The organism is Salmonella sp. SAL4457 (genome assembly GCF_046548235.1).
In the GTDB taxonomy this organism is placed as follows: domain Bacteria; phylum Pseudomonadota; class Gammaproteobacteria; order Enterobacterales; family Enterobacteriaceae; genus Salmonella; species Salmonella enterica.
In genome coordinates, this window is the sequence record NZ_JBGDZO010000007.1 from 149,957 (window position 1) to 168,971 (window position 19,015).

The following is a 19,015-nucleotide window of genomic DNA, read 5'->3' on the forward strand; positions in this document are numbered from 1 at the left end:
TTTCCTCTTACCGGAACGCTCATCAGGCGACGAGCTGTTCCATAATACGTTGATACATACGGGCCAGTAGCTGGAGATCGGCGGCATTCACACATTCATTAATTTTATGAATGGTGGCGTTCACCGGCCCCAGTTCTACCACCTGCGCTCCCATACGGGCGATAAAACGTCCGTCGGACGTACCGCCCGTCGTCAGTAATTGCGGTTTAATTTCATTATAGTGCTCAATGGCGTTTACCACCGCGTCCACCAGCTTTCCGCGTGCGGTCAGGAACGGCTGACCGGAAAGCCACCAGTCTACGGTATAACGTAGCTGATGCTTCTCAAGCAGCGCATGTACCCGCTCTTTGATCATCTCATCGGTCAGTTCCGTGCTGAAACGGAAGTTAAACTGCACGAACAGTTCGCCGGGAATGACATTATTGCTGCCGGTGCCTGCCTGGATATTGGCTACCTGCATGCTGGTGGCCGGGAAAAAGTCATTGCCCCGATCCCACTCGATAGCGACCAGTTCATTAAGAAAAGGCGCGGCGCGATGAACAGGGTTATCCGCCAGATGCGGATAGGCGACGTGCCCCTGAACGCCATGAATAGTGAGGTTACAGGTGAGGGAACCGCGACGCCCGTTTTTGACGACATCGCCCACAATTTCAGTACTGGAAGGTTCGCCGACCAGACAGTAATCCAGCCGCTCGTTACGGGCCATCAGCGCTTCAACCACCTTTACGGTGCCATTTTTTGCGCTGGCTTCCTCATCAGAGGTAATCAAAAACGCGAGGCGGCCCCGGTGATGAGGATGCTGCGCAACAAAACGTTCAGCAGCCACCACCATGGCCGCCAGTGAACCTTTCATATCCGCCGCGCCGCGACCGAACAACATTCCGTCGCGAATCGTAGGTTCAAACGGCGGATTGATCCAGCGATCGACATCGCCAGCCGGTACGACGTCAGTATGCCCGGCGAACGCCAGCGTTTCGCCACGCCCACGCCATGCCCAAAAATTTTGCGTGTCGCCAAAATCCATATGCTCAATGGTAAAACCGATTTTACGAAGGCGTTCAATCATTAATGCCTGACAGCCTGCGTCATCCGGACTCAGGGAGGGACGACGAATAAGTTGCTGTGTCAGCTCAATAACCGGGCACGACATAGACTACACCTCATCAAAAAACTGCTGATAACGGGATTCACTGAAACCAAGCAGCATAGGCTTCCCGGGCGCGCAGAGCAATGGGCGTTTGATGATTGCCGGCTGTTCAACCATGAGAGCAGCGGCGGAGTCGGCATCGGTAATCCCGCTGCGGTCGCCTTCATCCAGTTTGCGCCATGTTGTGCCGCGCGTATTCAGTAACGGCTGCCAGCCGAGTTCGGCAATAAAGGTATTAAGAAGAGGGAGGTCTATGCCATCCACACGGTAATCGTGAAAACGATAATCAATGCCATGCTCCTCCAGCCAACGGCGCGCTTTTTTGATCGTGTCGCAATTCTTAATGCCATAGAGGGTAATCATATTGAATCCTTTAACGCGAAATTCGAATAAATAATCAATAGTATCGTCTGCGGGATAATAAGTGTGGCTGTTAATGGTTATTTATCCAGCGCTGATCGGCAATCAATATAACATTGTTGAGTGAATGTGAATAATGATTCCAAAACGTTCCAGATGTGGCTTGTTTATAATTCGCGAGGAAAATCCTATTTTGCGCACATGCAATTGATTGTTTTTTAACCCGATTTGATAAAGTAGTAGAAAAGGTATTAATGTTGCTAAATATTGCAGGAAGTCACATAAAATTTACGGCTACAGCGCCATAGTAATATCATAGACAGCATAACCAGAGGATATCGCAACAATCGGTTAAATGAACTTCTCTCTATACCGCTAACTACGTAGAATACCCATAATAATAAGAGAGGCTATTATGATTGAACGTGAACTGGGGAACTGGAAAGATTTTATCGAAGTCATGCTTCGTAAATAAATGCCTGGAAGGCACCGCGCTCCCATAGGGGATAAGAAAAGGCGACTCAACGAAAGTCGCCTTTTTTGTGCCCGACACCTCGTATCAGGCTGGCCGGGAGCTTATTCCGGGCGCGGCTTCAGCGGGAAGCGGCGACGTATCAGCACGAAAAACAGGGGTACAAAGAAGATAGCCAGAATGGTTGCTGAGATCATTCCCCCCATCACGCCGGTTCCGACAGCATGTTGGCTACCCGAGCCTGCCCCGGTGCTGGTGGCCATCGGCAATACGCCAAAGATAAACGCCAGCGAAGTCATCAGTATCGGTCGCAGGCGCTGGCGGCTGGCGTACAGCGTGGCGTCTAACAGCGCGTGTCCCTTCTGATTCATTTCGTTGGCGAATTCCACAATCAGAATCGCGTTTTTCGCCGAGAGGCCGATAACGGTCAACAGCCCCACCTGGAAGTAAACATCGTTTTCCAGCCCGCGCATCCAGGTAGCGAGTAGCGCGCCAATGACGCCGAGCGGCACAACCAGCATCACCGAGAAGGGCACCGACCAGCTTTCATACAATGCCGCCAGACACAGGAAGACGACTAATAGCGAAATAGCGTACAGCGCGGGCGCCTGCGCGCCGGAGAGCCGTTCCTGGTAAGACATGGCTGTCCATTCCAGGCCAAAACCGCCCGGTAGCTGATGCACTAACGACTCCATGACATCCATCGCCGTCCCGGTACTGACTCCCGGCGCGGCCTCTCCGACAATTTCTACCGCCGAATAGCCGTTATAGCGTTCCAGACGCGGCGATCCGGTTTCCCAGCGTGAGGTGGCGAAGGCGGAGAAGGGGACCATGCCGCCGTCTTTGTTACGGACATACCAAAGATTAATATCATCCGGCAACATACGATATTTCGCTGCGGCCTGAACATAGACCTTCTTCACGCGGCCCCGGTCCATGAAGTCGTTGACGTAGCTCGACCCCCAGGCTGTTTGCAGGGTGTCGTTGATATCGTCAATCGATACGCCCAGCGCCTGCGCTTTCCGTTGGTCAATATCAATTTGCAGTTGCGGGCTGTCGTCCAGGCCGTTGTGGCGCACGCGGGTCAAGGAACTGTTTTTCCCGGCCAGCTCAATGAGTTGATCTCGTGCGGCCATCAGCGCGTCATGGCCTGCTCCGGCGTGATCCTGTAATTCCATATCAAAACCGGCGGAGCTGCCCAGACCGCTAATTGCCGGCGGGCTGCTGGCGAAGACGCGAGCTTCTTTAATCTGGTTAAATGCTTTTGTCGCCCGCTCAATAATGGCGAACGAGGAGCCGGTGGTGGGATCGCGCGCGTCCCAGTCTTTCAAGCGAACAAACATGCGCGCGACGTTTTGCCCGTTCCCGCCAGGGCCGGAACCGACCGTCGAGAAGACCGACATAATGTTGTCTTTCTCATGGGTGAAGTAATAGTTTTCAACCTTTTCAACGACTTTCAGGGTCTGCTGTTGCGTAGAACCGCTCGGTAGCTGGATAGACGTAGTGAACATGCCCCGATCTTCCTGCGGTAGAAAGGAGGTGGGGAGACGCAAAAACAGGAACACCATGCCGCCAAGCAACAGAACATAAATCAGAATCCAGCGCAGGCTGCGATGCAAAATTTTCGCTACGCCTTTCTCATAACGTTCGGCATTACGATTGAAGGTACGGTTAAACCAGCCGAAAAATCCGCGTTGCCCGTGCTGCTCGCCTTTGTGCAGCGGTTTTAATAACGTTGCGCACAGCGCCGGTGTCAGGATCATGGCGACCAGCACCGACAGCACCATTGCCGAGACAATGGTAATAGAAAACTGACGATAAATCGCCCCGGTGGTACCGCCAAAGAACGCCATCGGCACGAATACCGCAGACAGCACCATCGCGATACCGACCAGCGCCCCCTGGATTTGTCCCATGGATTTGCGCGTCGCTTCACGCGGCGTGAGCCCTTCTTCGCTCATGATACGTTCGACGTTTTCCACCACCACGATGGCATCGTCGACCAGGAGCCCGATCGCCAGCACCATCGCGAACATGGTTAATGTGTTAATACTGTAGCCAAACGCGTAAAGCACGGAGAAGGTGCCCATTAATACTACCGGCACGGCGATCGTCGGAATGAGCGTGGCGCGAAAGTTTTGCAGGAACAGATACATCACCAGGAAAACCAGCGCGATAGCTTCCAGCAACGTTTTGACCACATCGATAATCGAGGCTTTGACAAAGGAGGTGGTTTCATACGCGATCTTGTATTCCAGGCCGTGAGGGAAGTACTGCGCCAGCTCGTTGAGGCGATCCAGTACCAGCTTCGCGGTCGCCATTTCGTTCGCGCCGGAGGCCAGCTTAACGCCAAGGCCGGAAGCCGGATTGCCGTTAAAACGGCTGAGGTAGTCATACTTTTCCGCCCCCAGCTCCACGGTGGCGACATCGCCCAGTTTGACCTCGGAACCGTCCTGATTAACGCGCAGGGTGATATCGCGAAATTGTTGCGGCGTTTGCAGCAGTGACTGCGCATTAATGGTGGCGTTCAGCGCCTGTTTGTCGACCGAAGGCGTACCGCCAAGCTGCCCGACGGCGATTTGCGCATTCTGCGACTCAATTGCATCGGTCACGTCTTTCGTGGTCATCTGAAAACTATTCAATTTGGCCGGATCGAGCCAGATACGCATAGAGTACTGTGAACCATAAGCGTCAATATCGCCGACGCCGTTGACGCGGCTGAGCGGGTCCTGAATATTACTGGCGACGTAGTCGGCGATATCCTGCTTGTCCATAGAACCGTCGGTAGAGACGAAAGCGATGGTCAAAATATTGGTATCGCCCGTTTTGCGTACCGTGACGCCTTGATCCTGTACCGCCTGCGGCAGTTTACGCATCGCGGACTGTAACTGGTTTTGCACTTGCTGAACCGCCTCATCAGGATCGGTTCCCGCAATAAAGCTCAGGGTGATGGTCGCCTGTCCGGTTCCGCTGCTTTGTGATGACATGTACATCAGATTATCGAGGCCCGTCATATTCTGCTCAATAACCTGGGTTACGGTATTTTCCAGCGTTTGCGCCGACGCTCCCGGATAATTCGCGGTAATACGTACGTTGGGCGGCGCCAGATCGGGATATTGTTCAACAGGTAAAGAGAAAATGGCTAACGCCCCTGTCAGACACAACAGGATAGCCAGCACCCAGGCAAAAATGGGGCGATCGATAAAAAAATTCGCCATTAAAGGGAAACCTCGTGTTTCTACATATCGTTATAGATTTGAACTGCTTCACTGTAGCGGCAAGCTACGAGCCAAACGTGGAGAAATAAAGGAGATAATGTAAATTATCATGCGCTTTTACAGCATACTTTTTGTGCCAACGCCGGAAAGCCTGACATCTGGCCTTCCGGCGATTTGCCGTTCTTTACGTTAACTGACTCTCTTCCTTGTTGGAGGAGCGAAAACTGATACTGACCAGTGTGCCGCCGCCGGAGGGTTGCGAAAAATTCAGCGTGCCGCCAAGGCGCTCCGCGCGCTCACGCATTATATTCAGACCATAGTGTCCGGCAGGCTCATGCGGTTCGCCGATACCAATGCCATTATCGCGAATATAAACGGTATGATCGCCGTCAGGCGCGGTGACGCAGCTCACGGCGATTTCGCTCGCGTTGGCGTGTTTAATGGCGTTCAGGACCGCTTCACGCACAATTTGCAACAAATGCACCTGCATTTGCGCATCCAGCGCCAGCGTGGGTAAACGGCAATCCAACGTGAGTTTGGCCGGGGTCTGACTCTGTAAATCTTCCAGCATCTCATGCAATGCGGAGGGTAAATCGGCCTGCTGTAACGTCAGACGGAACGTGGTGAGTAGCTCGCGAAGCTGACGGTAGGCGTCGTTCAGCGCTCTGGAAAAATCCGCCATGATGCTTTGCGCGCCGGCGTTATCCTCAGGAATAGCGCGCTTCAAAAGCGTTAACTGAATACGTAAATAAGAAAGTACCTGCGCCAGCGAATCGTGTAGCTCACGGGCAATTGTCGCGCGTTCTTCCATTAACAAAAGTTGCTGGAAGTGTTTTTGCGCCTGATTAAAGTACAAACCACGCCCCAGCATCGTGGAGACGCTGTTCAGCAACGGCGTAGAGGCATTAACGTTGGGGCTTTGCCAGTGGAGTTCGCCATAGACCGTGTCCTGCATCGTCACAGGCAGCATTTGCATCGGCAGGTCGGGGCTTTGCGCGCCTTCGCTAATCCGCCAGTTATCGCCCACGGTTAACTCCAGATACCAGGCGGCGTCATGTTCACGGACAATTTGCAAAATATGGCGAAAACAGTGGACGTCGATTTGGCTGGTATTCAGCGCCTGGGAGCACTGGTATAACACCTCCAGGCGGCGGTGCGCTTCGTGCAGATCGTGCGTTTTTTCTTCCACCGAGGCTTCCAGCGAACGGTAAAGTTTATGCAGCTCGCTCGACATCTGACTAAACGTTTTCGCCAATAATCCCAGCTCATTGGGTAAGCTGGTATCCAGCGGCAGCGGGGCGAACTGACCATGCTCAATACGCTGACTGGCGGTGACCAGTTGATTTAGCGGGCGAACGACCTGCTGGCGGATACGTCGTAGGGTAAAAAAGACCAGCGTAAATATGCCGATACCGCCCGCCAGCGATATGGCGACGACCAGCATGACTTTACGCTCGGCGTAATGCTGTAATGCCAGAACGAAGAGATCAATTTGATTGACGTAATTGTTGATATTGGTCTGATACCAGGCAATGTCGCCGTCCTGTAGGCGGCTATTCATCTCCAGCCAGTTGGCGTGCAGGCGCGCGTAGCGAGTTTTCACCGCCTGCGGCACATACCAGGCGTTGAGATTTTGCAGTACCGGCGAGTTGAGCGCGTGCTGGAAAAGTTGACGATGCGCATTAATCTGCGGGCTACGGCTTTGCAGATCGTAACCCAGCCGATAGCTCTGCATTCGTAGCGAACCGGCGATATTGATCGCTTCGGCATCCCGTAAACTGCTGGTCAGCGTCAGTAATGCGCTGCCGGTGGACAGAATAGACAACAGCACAATATAGAAAAAAGCCTTAGCCAGACTGGCCGAGACCGGGCGTTTAACCGTCACACTGGTACTCCCCGCATTTAGCTGAACCGCAATTTCATTTGCTTTGAAATAAATTGATCTGCCACAGGTTCTGGACAGATAGTTGTGCTTCCTGGGCAGATGAACATTGCCGACCCCGCCTTCGTCAGTTAATAACAATGCTCATATAAAGAATAAGGTTTTTGCAACCAAAACAGAAGGACGCCATGAATCGTTTTATTATGGCCAATAGCCAGCAGTGTCTGGGCTGCCATGCCTGCGAGGTCGCCTGCGTAATGGCTCACAATGATGAGCGACATGTCCTGACGCCACAGCGCTATCAGCCCCGAATTACTGTCATCAAACATCAGCACCAGCGCAGCGCGGTCACATGTCACCATTGCGAAGATGCGCCCTGCGCCCGTAGCTGTCCGAACGGCGCGATCGCGCATATTAACGACAGCGTGCAGGTCAATGCGCAGAAGTGTATCGGCTGTAAATCCTGCGTCGTCGCCTGCCCATTCGGCACCATGCAGATGGTATTGACGCCCGTCGCGCCAAACCAGTTCAAAGCCAGCGCGCATAAATGCGATCTGTGTCAGGGACGTGAACAGGGTCCGGCTTGTGTGGAAAATTGCCCGGCGGATGCGCTGCAACTGGTCACCGAAGACTCGTTGACCCGTCTGGCTAAAACGCGACGGCTGCGTACCGCCCGGCAGGAGATTCGCCCCTGGCATACCGTTGATACACAACACCGTGGGACAGCAAGCAGCAAAGTCGAGCGTATGCAGGCGACGCCGCCGCGCGGCGAACCGGATAAACTGGCGATTGAAGCGCGTAAAACCACCTTTGAGGAAATTTATCTGCCGTTTCGCGCCGCGCAGGCGGAGCGTGAAGCGTCCCGCTGCCTCACATGCGGGGAACACAGTATCTGCGAATGGACCTGTCCGCTGCATAACCATATTCCCCAGTGGATCGAACTGGTGAAAGCTGGCGATATTGATGCGGCGGTAGAGCTTTCTCACCAGACCAACTGCCTGCCGGAAATTACCGGGCGCGTTTGTCCGCAGGACCGGCTATGCGAAGGCGCGTGTACACTCCGCGATGAGTATGGCGCGGTTACCATCGGCAACATTGAGCGCTATATCTCCGATCGCGCTCTGAGCAAAGGCTGGCGTCCCGACCTGTCGGACGTACAGAAGAGCGACAAGCGCGTGGCGATTATCGGCGCGGGGCCGGCAGGTCTTGCCTGCGCTGACGTGCTGGCGCGTCACGGCGTAAGCGCCACCGTCTACGATCGCCATCCGGAAATCGGCGGTTTGCTCACCTTTGGTATTCCGGCTTTCAAACTGGATAAATCTCTGCTGGCGCGCCGTCGGGAAATCTTCAGCGCGATGGGGATTCGTTTTGAGCTTAACTGCGAAGTGGGGAAAGATATTTCTCTGGAGACGCTGCTGGAAAGTTATGACGCCGTCTTTGTCGGGGTAGGAACCTATCGTTCCATGAAGGCTGATTTACCGAATGAAGACGCGCCGGGGGTATATGATGCGTTGCCATTCCTCATCGCCAATACCAAACAGGTGATGGGGCTTCCGGCGTTGCCTGACGAGCCGTTTATTGATACTGCGGGCCTTAACGTGGTTGTGCTGGGCGGCGGTGACACCGCAATGGACTGCGTACGTACGGCGCTGCGTCATGGCGCTGCTAACGTCACCTGCGCTTATCGCCGCGATGAGGCCAATATGCCGGGGTCGAAAAAAGAGGTGAAAAACGCGCGGGAAGAGGGCGCGAACTTTGAATTTAACGTTCAGCCGGTTGAGTTGGTGCTGGATACGCACGGGCGCGCCAGCGGTATTCGCTTTTTGCGTACGCGGCTTGGCGAACCGGATGGTCAGGGGCGACGCCGCCCGGTACCTGTACCGGACAGCGAGTTCGTGATGCCGGCGGATGCGGTCATTATGGCGTTTGGTTTTCATCCGCATGGTATGTCGTGGCTGGAATCGCATGGCGTGAAGGTGGATAACTGGGGACGTATTGCCGCCAGCGTCGAGAGCGAGTTTCGTTACCAGACGTCCAACCCGAAAATTTTCGCCGGCGGCGATGCGGTGCGCGGCGCCGATCTGGTGGTGACGGCGATGGCAGAAGGCCGACATGCCGCGCAGGGGATTCTCGACTGGTTAGCTAAATAAGCGTATTTGTAGGCCGGTTAAGGCCTGGTACGGTTAAATGATTGAGTGATAAAAAATCTTAAACTTATTGGCTAACCTTATTCCGTTTGCAGAAATGTTGACGCTCGCAGGGCTGGACGCCCTGCGATAAACATTTTCCCGCTGGGTCGATGTTTAACAGGCCTGATAAGGTCAATCTTAGTATTGAAAATAGAGTGTAAATTGAAGGAAGGGACGCTATCAGAATCCCTTCTTAGAGCCTATTCCATTAGGGCTATTTTACTTGCCATTTTGGACCTGGGCAGTGCTCGCCAAAACGCGTTAGCGTTTTGAACGCCGCTAGCGGCGGCCCGAAGGGCGAGCGTAGCGAGTCAAACCTCACGTACTACGTGTACGCTCCGGTTTTTGCGCGCTGTCCGTGTCCAAACTGGCTGCGCCAATAACGTCTGGTGGGATAGGCTCTTAATTTTTATTTTAAGGAACCATATATCTGGTCAACAATCCAGCCATACGTCGCCGCAGGTAATAATCCACTGACAAAAACATTCGGGTTCACTTTAGGATTTGCTACCGGCGAGTGCGGCCTGTTACCTAAAATAACAATCGCCATATGATTAACCGGATCGATAGACGTCAGCGTGCCGGTCCATCCGGTATGTCCATACGTTTGCGGACTGGCTAATACCCCGAACGTGGGGGTCATTGAGGCGTTGCCGTTAACGCGCCACCCCAGACCAAAGGTAGCATCTTCTGGCGAGCGGCGAGTAAACTGCGCAACCGTTTTGTCGTCGAATAGCTTCACGTTACCGTAGCCGCCCCCATTGAGCATGACTTGCATTAACACAGCCATATCATGGGTGTCAGAAAACAGTCCGGCGTGTCCTGAAACGCCGCCCATTGAGTACCAGGCTTTTTCATCATGCACCTGGCCCCATAGTGTATTGGTGCGAATATTGGGGAAATGAATCACGCCGTCACGCGTGTTGCCATGTAGTTCCGTTGCGGCGATTTGCGGCGGCGTGAAGCCTTTCATCAGCGGGTTAAAGACGGTATGTTTTAATCCGAGCGGTTTATAAATGGTGGTTTCGACGTAGCGATCTAATGGCATTGCCGTTATCGATTCAATGATAAAACCAAGAATCATATAATCCACGTCGCTGTAGATATGCTTCGACCCAGGTTGATATTCCAGCGGTGTCTTTTTAATCATCTCCAGAGTAGTGCTTTTACTCTGTGAGAATAATTTACCGGCGACGTTTTTATTAGGATATTGTGGGTCGGCAGGAAAGCCCGCGACGTGATGAAGAATATCAATAATGCGGAGTTTATCTTTGCCTTTTATTTTATCCCCAGGCATATCCTTAAAGCCGGGGATATATTTTGATACCAAATCATTGACATCTATTTTTCCTTCATACACTAGTTTTTGCAATGCGAAATTAGTGGCATACATTTTTGTGTTTGAAGCCAGGTCATACATCGTGTTAGTGGTCGCCCGAATGGGATGGGCTAACAGCGTGGAACCGTCATATTTTTTGGCATAGCCCCAGGCTTTTTGTAGAACAATATGATTATCTTTTATCACCAGAAGATTGATGCTGGGATATCCGGCATCAATTTGATTTTGAATCCAGCCATCAAGTCGGTGAAGTTTTTGGCTATCAAACCCCACCTGATCAGGGCTCGCGGTGGTCAATACCGGATACTCAACGGCAAAAGCTGAAAGGGAAAACGTCAGTAGAACCGTCGCAACGAGAGTAAATTTCATGATGATTCCCTCAGTCTCACTCCGGCCGTCAAATCATATCGCGAGCATGGACTCTGCGGCCCGGAGAAGCAGAATATGGTCATGGCAGTGACAGAAAAATATGGCTGTACATCCGTTCAGTCGGCATTAAGGATTAACCCTTCAGCAGACAAAACCGACCTCACGGCGTAATATTAATGCTCTTTTTACACCCTGGAGCCAGCATGTCGCAAACCATTACGCTTATTAAGGATAAAATTCTTTCTGATAATTATTTTACTCTGCGCAACATTACCTATGACCTGACCCGTCGTAATGGCGAGGTTATCCGTCACAGGCGTGAGGTTTACGATCGCGGGAATGGCGCAACCATTCTGCTTTACAACTCAACTAAAAAAACCGTGCTTCTGGTTCGCCAGTTTCGCGTGGCGACATGGGTCAATGCTAATCAAGACGGTATGTTAATTGAAACCTGCGCTGGCCTGCTTGATAACGACGAGCCGGAGGTCTGTATCCGTAAAGAGGCCATTGAAGAGACAGGGTATGACGTTGGCGAGGTACGCAAGATATTTGAGCTTTATATGTCGCCAGGCGGCGTCACGGAGCTGATTCATTTCTTCATTGCCGAATATCATGATAGCGAGCGCGCCAGCATCGGCGGCGGCGTGGAGGACGAAGAGATTGAGGTGCTTGAACTGCCGTTTTCCCGGGCGCTGGAAATGGTGCGCTCAGGTGAGATTCGGGACGGTAAGACCGTGTTATTGCTTAACTATTTACAGACATCTCATCTAATGGACTGAAAAAAAAGAAATATATTTCTTTACACAAAAAAGACCAATCCGATAAATCTGATTGAGAACCCTGAGGCGCGCAAGGAAGATACCGCCTGAGCTGTGTTGTTCTGAATCTGGGGTTGTTCCGTTCATGCGCTACCGCGTTATTCTTTTTTGTCTGTTTGGCCTGTTGCCGGTCCAGCTACTGTGGGCTGCGCCAGCGCAACGGACTTTTTCCGACTGGCAGGTCACCTGCAATAACCAAAATTTTTGCGTAGCGCGCAATACTGGCGAACATCATGGGCTGGTGATGACATTAAGCCGCAGCGCCGGGGCGCGTACCGATGCGGTACTGCGTATCGATCGCGGCGGTTTGGCGCCGCCCGACGCTAAAGAAGCCGCAATTGCGCCTCGCTTATTGCTGGATGGCAAACCGCTTTCGTTCAACAGTCCACACTGGCGCGTGTCGCCCTGGCATCTCATGACCGGCGATCCTGCCACCATCACCGCATTTTTACAGACGATTCAGGATGCGCAGGCCATCACCTTAAAAAACGGCGTTCAGACGCTTTCGCTGGCGGGATTAAAAGCGGCATTACTGTTTATCGACGCGCAACAAAAACGTGTGGGCAGCGAAACCGCCTGGATTGAAAAAGGAAACGAACCGCCGCTCAGCGTGCCTCCGGCACCGGCATTAAAGGGGATCGCCGTGATTAATCCAACGCCCGTACCGCTGAGTGAGGAAGAACGCGACGATCTGCTGGACTACGCAGCATGGCGGGTAAACGGCATTCGTTGTTCGCTTGACCCTCTGCGTCGCGAGACGCAGGTCAGCGCGTTGACGGATGATAAAGCGTTATTGATTGTTAACTGCGAAGCCGGCGCCTATAACACTATTGATCTCGCCTGGGTAGTTTCACGCAAAAAAACGCTCGCCTCGCGCGCCGTGCGTTTGCGGCTGCCGTTTAATCGCGGCGTCGAAAGTAATGACATGGAGTTGATGAACGCCTTCTTTGACGAGAAAACGCGCGAGCTGGTGACGTTGGCGAAAGGGCGGGGGTTAACCGACTGTGGTATCCAGACGCGCTGGCGTTATGATGGCGATCGTTTTCGTCTGGTGCGTTATGCCGAAGAACCGAGCTGCGATAACTGGCACGGGCCGGATGCCTGGCCTACGCTGTGGATCACGCGTTGAATCCTGGTTGTTATCCCCTTTTCAGAATAGGGATACACCTATTGAGGTTTCATTTATGGTATAGAGATTGCTACGTTACGGTAGGATTGTTACTTTACCCGATAGCCTCACCACAGCAGGAAATAGTATGAAAATAAATAATGGCCCCGTATTATGCCCCCATTGTGGCTGCCTGAGCGCTTATTATGAAATAGATCGGCTGGCGGCGATAAGAGAGAAAGTGAATAAAGAAGGCGGATCAGCGGCATGGGATTCAACATTACAGGCGCATAAAAAAAAGGCCTTTTGCCTGATGTGCCATAAATCCATTGATGAGGTCGTCATCGGGCAGTCAGATGCGCCTGAGTCTACGAAGTAATTTTGCACAGCCTACAGAACAGGTCTGCAGACTGTGCAAAGTCTGTGTTGCTAACGCTCGCCTTAGCCTTTGATGTTCAGCACCCGGCGGGCTTTTTCTACAATATTTTCCACGGTAAAGCCAAAATACGGGAACAGTTTGTCAGCCGGGGCGGATTCACCGTATCCCGTCATGCCAATAATTGCGCCTTTTAGGCCAACATATTTATACCAGTAGTCGGCTATACCGGCTTCCACCGCGACGCGGGCGGTCACGTGCGCCGGTAGCACTGATTCGCGATATGCCTCGTCCTGCGCATCGAAAATATCCGTTGAAGGCAACGACACCACGCGAACGTTATGCCCCTCGCCAGTCAATTTTTCCGCCGCCTGTAGGGTAATTTCCATTTCCGATCCGGTAGCGATCAGAATGATATCCGGCTTGCCGCCGCTATCTTTCAGAATATAACCGCCGCGGGCAATCGCTTTCACCTGTTCCGGCGTGCGTTCCACCTGCGCCAGATTCTGCCGCGAGAGAATCAACGCCGTCGGCCCGTGGTGACGTTCAATGGCCAGCTTCCAGCCGACCGCCGCCTCAACCTGATCGCAGGGACGCCAGGTGCTGAAGTTTGGCGTTAAGCGCAGGCTCGCCAGTTGTTCCACGGCCTGGTGCGTCGGGCCATCTTCGCCCAAACCGATGGAGTCGTGGGTATAGACCATAATCTGCCGGGCTTTCATTAAGGCCGCCATACGTGCCGCGTTACGCGCATATTCGACAAACATCAGAAACGTGGCGGTATACGGTACAAAGCCGCCGTGGTGGGCGATGCCGTTGGCAATGGCGGTCATGCCGAATTCGCGCACGCCATAGTGGATGTAATTACCTGCCGGATCCTCTTTCAACGAGGTCGAACCTTTCCAGATAGTCAGGTTGCTCGGCGCCAGATCCGCCGATCCGCCCAACAGTTCCGGCAACAGGGGACCATAGGCATTGAGCGTATTTTGCGATGCTTTACGGGTGGCGATTTTGGCCGGATTAGCCTGCAAGTCGTTAATAAATTTTTGCGTGGCGGATTCCCATGCCTCCGGCAGTCCGCCGCTCATCCGGCGGGTAAACTCTGCGGCCAGCTCAGGATAAGCCTCCTCATAAGCAGCAAACTTTTCCTGCCACTGCTGCTGCGCTTTCTCGCCTTTTTCACGGCCATCCCACGCGCGGTAAATCTCTTTTGGGATCTCAAACGCCGGATGGTGCCATCCCAGCTTCTGGCGGGTCAGCGCCACCTCTTCTTCGCCCAGCGCCGCGCCGTGCGACTCCTCCTTCCCGGCTTTATTCGGCGAGCCAAAACCTATCACCGTCCGACAGATAATTAGCGAAGGTTTATCTTTTACGCTCTGGGCTTCGAGAATGGCTTTTTTCACCGCTTCCGGATCGTGCCCGTCAATGTCATGCACGACATGCCAGTGGTAGGCTTCAAAACGTTTGGCGGTATCGTCGGTAAACCAGCCTTCGGTTTCGCCATCAATGGAGATGCCGTTGTGATCGTAAAAGCCGATCAGTTTGCCCAGTCCCAGCGTACCAGCCAGCGAACACACCTCATGCGAGATCCCCTCCATCAGACAGCCGTCGCCCATAAAGACATAGGTGTAGTGGTCGACAATCTCATGGTCCGGCCGGTTGAACTGTGCGCCTAACGTACGCTCGGCAATCGCCAGCCCGACGGCATTCGCCAGCCCCTGGCCCAGCGGCCCGGTGGTGGTTTCAACGCCGGGCGTATAGCCAATCTCCGGGTGACCAGGCGTTTTAGAGTGCAGTTGACGGAAGTTTTTTAACTCCTCCAGCGGCAGGTCATAACCGGTTAAATGCAGCAGACTATAGAGCAGCATGGAGGCGTGACCGTTGGAAAGGATAAAACGGTCACGGTCATACCAGGTCGGATCGGTGGGGTTATGTTTAAGAAAATCGTTCCATAGCACTTCAGCGATATCCGCCATCCCCATCGGCGCGCCGGGGTGCCCGGAATTGGCTTTTTGAACGGCATCCATGCTCAGCGCACGAATCGCATTGGCAAGGTCTTTACGGGACATAAATCACTCCATGCAAGGTTTATAGTTTGGCGGCAAGCAGGTCTTCCAGTTTGCGCTGGTCAATGGCAAAAAGACGGATACCTTCCGACAGCTTCTCTACGGCCATCGCGTCCTGATTATGTTCCCAGCGGAACTCCGCTTCCGTCATTGGCGTAGGACGGTGGAACATCTGCGAGGAAGGCACCAGTTTACGGATTACCGGTTCTTCTTTTTCTTTCAGCTCTTTAAGCAGGTTAGGGGAGATAGTCAGTCGATCGCAGCCGGTTAGCGCGAGGATTTGCTCAGTACGGCGGAAACTTGCACCCATCACGATGGTTTCATAGCGATGCTGTTTAAAGTAATCGTAGATATTGCGTACCGATTTCACGCCGGGATCTTCCTCCACGACATACGGCTCCAGCGGACTACGCGCCTGATACCAGTCGTAAATTCGGCCCACGAACGGAGAGATCAAATAGACGCCCGCTTCGGCGCAGGCGCGCGCCTGGGCAAAAGAGAACAACAACGTCAGGTTGCAATTAATGCCTTCTTTTTCGAGCTGCCCGGCGGCGCGGATACCTTCCCAGGTTGCGGCGAGCTTGATCAGAATGCGCGATTTATCAATACCCTGCTGCTGGTAGAGATCCACCAGATGGCGCGCTTTCTCGATACTTTTTTCTTTATCGAATGATAACCGCGCGTCGACTTCAGTGGAGACGCGACCAGGAATACTTTTCAGTATTTCCGCGCCAAAATTAACCGCCAGTTTATCGCTGGCTGCCGCAACCTGCTGTTCCTGCGTACCGCCGTGTTTTTTCCCCCAGGCAATCGCATCCTCAATCAAATGACCATACTGCTCAAGTCCGGCGGCTTTCAGCAGTAAAGAGGGATTTGTCGTGGCATCCTGCGGCTGGTAGTGGCGGATGGACTCGATGTCGCCGCTGTCGGCGACGACGGTAGTGAATTGTTTGATGCCGTCTAGCTGGTTCATAGGAAATACTCCTTGAAAAGTAAAGTGTTAGATGAGTGTGTTGATTCACACTTCTGAAAGATTGATACACTACATAACCAAAAAGCATAGCAGACAGGCATGGTATTGCTGGTATAAGCAGGTAACATGGCTGTTATAAGTTGATAACAAACTCTTGCGCCGCGTCGTGATAGTTTGCAGACCTTCAAAGTTTGTGTTGCGCAGTACGGTGATAATGTGCGGCGCACCAGGCCGCGTCACTTTTTGAACGATACGTGAAAGGAACAACAAAATGGATGAGCAGTTAAAACAAAGCGCCCTTGATTTCCACGAATTTCCGGTACCCGGTAAAATTCAGGTTTCTCCGACTAAGCCCCTTGCCACCCAACGCGATCTGGCGTTGGCTTACTCGCCAGGCGTGGCGGCGCCCTGCCTGGAAATCGAAAAAGATCCGCTGGCAGCCTACAAATACACCGCGCGCGGCAACCTTGTCGCGGTCATTTCCAACGGTACAGCGGTGCTGGGGTTAGGCAACATCGGCGCGCTGGCCGGCAAGCCGGTCATGGAAGGCAAAGGCGTTCTGTTTAAAAAATTCGCCGGTATCGATGTGTTTGACATTGAAGTCGATGAGCTTGATCCGGACAAATTTATCAATGTGGTCGCGGCGCTGGAGCCGACCTTTGGCGGCATTAACCTCGAAGACATTAAAGCGCCGGAATGTTTCTATATTGAACAGAAACTGCGCGAGCGCATGAACATCCCGGTTTTCCATGACGATCAGCACGGAACGGCGATCATCAGTACGGCCGCCATTCTTAATGGCCTGCGAGTCGTAGAGAAAAATATTTCCGACGTGCGGATGGTCGTCTCCGGCGCAGGGGCGGCGGCAATCGCTTGTATGAACCTGCTGGTCGCGTTGGGGATGCAAAAGCACAACATCGTGGTGTGCGACTCTAAGGGCGTTATTTACAAAGGCCGTGAGCCGAATATGGCGGAGACCAAAGCGGCCTATGCGGTAGACGACAGCGGCAAGCGCACGCTGGATGAGGTCATTGACGGCGCGGATATTTTCCTCGGCTGTTCAGGCCCGAAAGTGCTGACTCAGGAGATGGTGAAGAAAATGGCCCGCGCGCCAATGATTCTGGCGCTGGCTAACCCGGAACCGGAAATTCTGCCGCCGCTGGCGAAAGAAGTGCGTCCGGACGCCATCATCTGTACCGGTCGTTCCGACTATCCGAACCAGGTGAACAACGTATTGTGCTTCCCGTTTATCTTCCGCGGCGCACTGGACGTCGGCGCGACGGCGATCAACGAAGAGATGAAACTGGCGGCGGTCCGTGCGATTGCCGAGCTGGCGCACGCCGAACAGAGCGAAGTGGTGGCCTCGGCCTATGGCGATCAGGACCTGAGCTTTGGGCCGGAATACATTATTCCGAAACCGTTTGACCCGCGTCTGATTGTCAAAATCGCTCCAGCGGTCGCGAAAGCGGCAATGGATTCCGGCGTGGCGACGCGCCCGATTGCTGACTTTGATGCCTATATCGATAAACTGACCGAGTTTGTCTACAAAACCAACCTGTTCATGAAGCCGATCTTCTCGCAGGCACGCAAAGATCCGAAGCGCGTAGTGCTGCCGGAAGGGGAAGAGGCGCGCGTGCTGCACGCAACCCAGGAGTTGATAACCCTGGGGCTGGCGAAGCCCATCCTGATCGGGCGTCCGAGCGTGATCGAAATGCGTATCCAGAAACTGGGGCTACAGATCAAAGCGGGCGTTGATTTCGAGATCGTGAATAATGAATCCGATCCGCGCTTCAAAGAGTACTGGAGCGAGTATTACCAGATCATGAAGCGTCGCGGGGTAACTCAGGAACAGGCGCAGCGTGCGATGATCGGCAACCATACGGCCATTGGCGCGATCATGGTGCAGCGTGGGGAAGCGGATGCGATGATCTGCGGCACCATCGGCGACTACCATGAGCATTTCAGCGTCGTGAAAGCCGTCTTTGGCTACCGTGATGGCGTGCATACGGCAGGGGCGATGAACGCCTTACTGCTGCCAAGCGGCAACACTTTTATCGCCGATACTTATGTTAACGAAGATCCCACGCCGAAACAGTTGGCGGAGATCGCCGTAATGGCGGCGGAAACCGTTCGCCGCTTTGGTATTGAGCCGAAAGTCGCGCTGTTGTCGCACTCTAACTTTGGTTCCTCAAATTCGCTGTCCGCCAGCAAAATGCGCGAAACCCTTGAGCGGGTACGCGAACGAGCGCCCGATCTGATGATTGACGGTGAGATGCACGGTGATGCGGCGTTGGTGGAAAGTATTCGTAATGACCGGATGCCGGATAGCCCGCTGAAGGGAGCCGCCAATATTCTGGTGATGCCGAATATGGAAGCCGCTCGCATTAGTTACAACTTACTCCGCGTCTCCAGTTCCGAAGGCGTCACGGTCGGCCCGGTCCTGATGGGCGTGTCTAAACCGGTACATGTATTAACGCCGATCGCCTCTGTACGCCGTATCGTGAATATGGTGGCGTTAGCGGTAGTTGAAGCGCAAACCACGCCGCTTTAATAACGCATTACTCTCTCTTCTGGCGCAGGTTCTCCTGCGCTTTTTTTATGCGCCGCTGGGCTTCGCCATGGCATGAAAGGCTCGGGTGGGGATATTCTGGAACCTGTTGCGCTTACCCCTACTTATTTCACTGAATCTGTACTATGCACA

13 protein-coding genes are annotated in these 19,015 nt (G+C 53.4%); 6 read left to right on the forward strand and 7 right to left on the reverse strand.

The window, feature by feature from the left end; translation table 11 throughout:
* Window positions 1-22: 22 nt before the first annotated feature.
* Both dapE and ACLJNW_RS19840 read right to left on the reverse strand, forming a co-directional pair.
* Window positions 23-1,150 carry a succinyl-diaminopimelate desuccinylase gene (gene dapE, locus ACLJNW_RS19835; protein ID WP_001277825.1) on the reverse strand — a complete coding sequence of 376 codons (1,128 nt, stop codon included), beginning with the start codon at window positions 1,148-1,150 and terminating at the stop codon, window positions 23-25.
* Window positions 1,151-1,153: 3 nt separating this feature from the next.
* Window positions 1,154-1,510 (reverse strand): ArsC family reductase, encoded by a 357-nt coding sequence (locus tag ACLJNW_RS19840; RefSeq protein ID WP_000631923.1) that lies wholly within the window; start codon window positions 1,508-1,510, stop codon window positions 1,154-1,156.
* A gap of 412 nt (window positions 1,511-1,922) precedes the next feature.
* Here ACLJNW_RS19840 and ypfM point away from each other — a divergent pair, with 412 nt between their 5' ends.
* Window positions 1,923-1,982, forward strand: a complete 60-nt coding sequence (gene ypfM, locus ACLJNW_RS19845) for a protein YpfM (protein WP_001386977.1) — start codon at window positions 1,923-1,925, stop codon at window positions 1,980-1,982.
* Between the two features lie 101 nt (window positions 1,983-2,083).
* Here the strand turns inward: ypfM and acrD are convergent, their stop codons facing one another.
* Window positions 2,084-5,197, reverse strand: coding sequence for a multidrug efflux RND transporter permease AcrD (acrD, locus tag ACLJNW_RS19850; RefSeq protein WP_001263076.1), 3,114 nt, complete (start codon window positions 5,195-5,197; stop codon window positions 2,084-2,086).
* Window positions 5,198-5,381: 184 nt separating this feature from the next.
* Window positions 5,382-7,082, reverse strand: coding sequence for a nitrate/nitrite two-component system sensor histidine kinase NarQ (gene narQ, locus ACLJNW_RS19855; RefSeq protein WP_023203848.1), 1,701 nt, complete (start codon window positions 7,080-7,082; stop codon window positions 5,382-5,384).
* 185 nt (window positions 7,083-7,267) lie between these two features.
* Here narQ and aegA point away from each other — a divergent pair, with 185 nt between their 5' ends.
* Window positions 7,268-9,229: a formate-dependent uric acid utilization protein AegA gene (gene aegA / locus ACLJNW_RS19860; protein WP_023203847.1), complete on the forward strand. Its 1,962-nt coding sequence runs from the start codon at window positions 7,268-7,270 to the stop codon at window positions 9,227-9,229.
* A gap of 448 nt (window positions 9,230-9,677) precedes the next feature.
* Here the strand turns inward: aegA and pbp4b are convergent, their stop codons facing one another.
* The gene (gene pbp4b, locus ACLJNW_RS19865; protein ID WP_000673293.1) at window positions 9,678-10,976 is read right to left on the reverse strand and encodes a penicillin binding protein PBP4B; all 1,299 of its coding nucleotides are present in this window, start codon (window positions 10,974-10,976) and stop codon (window positions 9,678-9,680) included.
* 203 nt (window positions 10,977-11,179) lie between these two features.
* On the opposite strand from pbp4b, the gene nudK reads away from it, so the two are divergent.
* The 3 genes from nudK (at window position 11,180) to ACLJNW_RS19880 (ending at window position 13,281) form a co-directional block, all read left to right on the forward strand.
* A complete protein-coding gene (nudK, locus tag ACLJNW_RS19870) occupies window positions 11,180-11,755 on the forward strand; it encodes a GDP-mannose pyrophosphatase NudK (protein WP_023203846.1) in 576 nt (191 codons plus the stop codon).
* Window positions 11,756-11,879: 124 nt separating this feature from the next.
* Window positions 11,880-12,923: a DUF1176 domain-containing protein gene (locus ACLJNW_RS19875; protein WP_001270668.1), complete on the forward strand. Its 1,044-nt coding sequence runs from the start codon at window positions 11,880-11,882 to the stop codon at window positions 12,921-12,923.
* 127 nt (window positions 12,924-13,050) lie between these two features.
* Window positions 13,051-13,281 (forward strand): hypothetical protein, encoded by a 231-nt coding sequence (locus ACLJNW_RS19880; protein WP_000700635.1) that lies wholly within the window; start codon window positions 13,051-13,053, stop codon window positions 13,279-13,281.
* Window positions 13,282-13,343: 62 nt separating this feature from the next.
* On the opposite strand, the gene tkt is transcribed toward ACLJNW_RS19880, so the two are convergent.
* Both tkt and tal read right to left on the reverse strand, forming a co-directional pair.
* Complete coding sequence (tkt, locus tag ACLJNW_RS19885; RefSeq protein ID WP_024154784.1) at window positions 13,344-15,344, reverse strand: transketolase; 2,001 nt, start codon at window positions 15,342-15,344, stop codon at window positions 13,344-13,346.
* 19 nt (window positions 15,345-15,363) lie between these two features.
* A complete protein-coding gene (gene tal / locus ACLJNW_RS19890) occupies window positions 15,364-16,314 on the reverse strand; it encodes a transaldolase (protein ID WP_023203845.1) in 951 nt (316 codons plus the stop codon).
* Window positions 16,315-16,585: 271 nt separating this feature from the next.
* On the opposite strand from tal, the gene maeB reads away from it, so the two are divergent.
* Window positions 16,586-18,865, forward strand: a complete 2,280-nt coding sequence (maeB, locus tag ACLJNW_RS19895) for an NADP-dependent oxaloacetate-decarboxylating malate dehydrogenase (protein ID WP_023203844.1) — start codon at window positions 16,586-16,588, stop codon at window positions 18,863-18,865.
* Window positions 18,866-19,015: the final 150 nt, after the last annotated feature.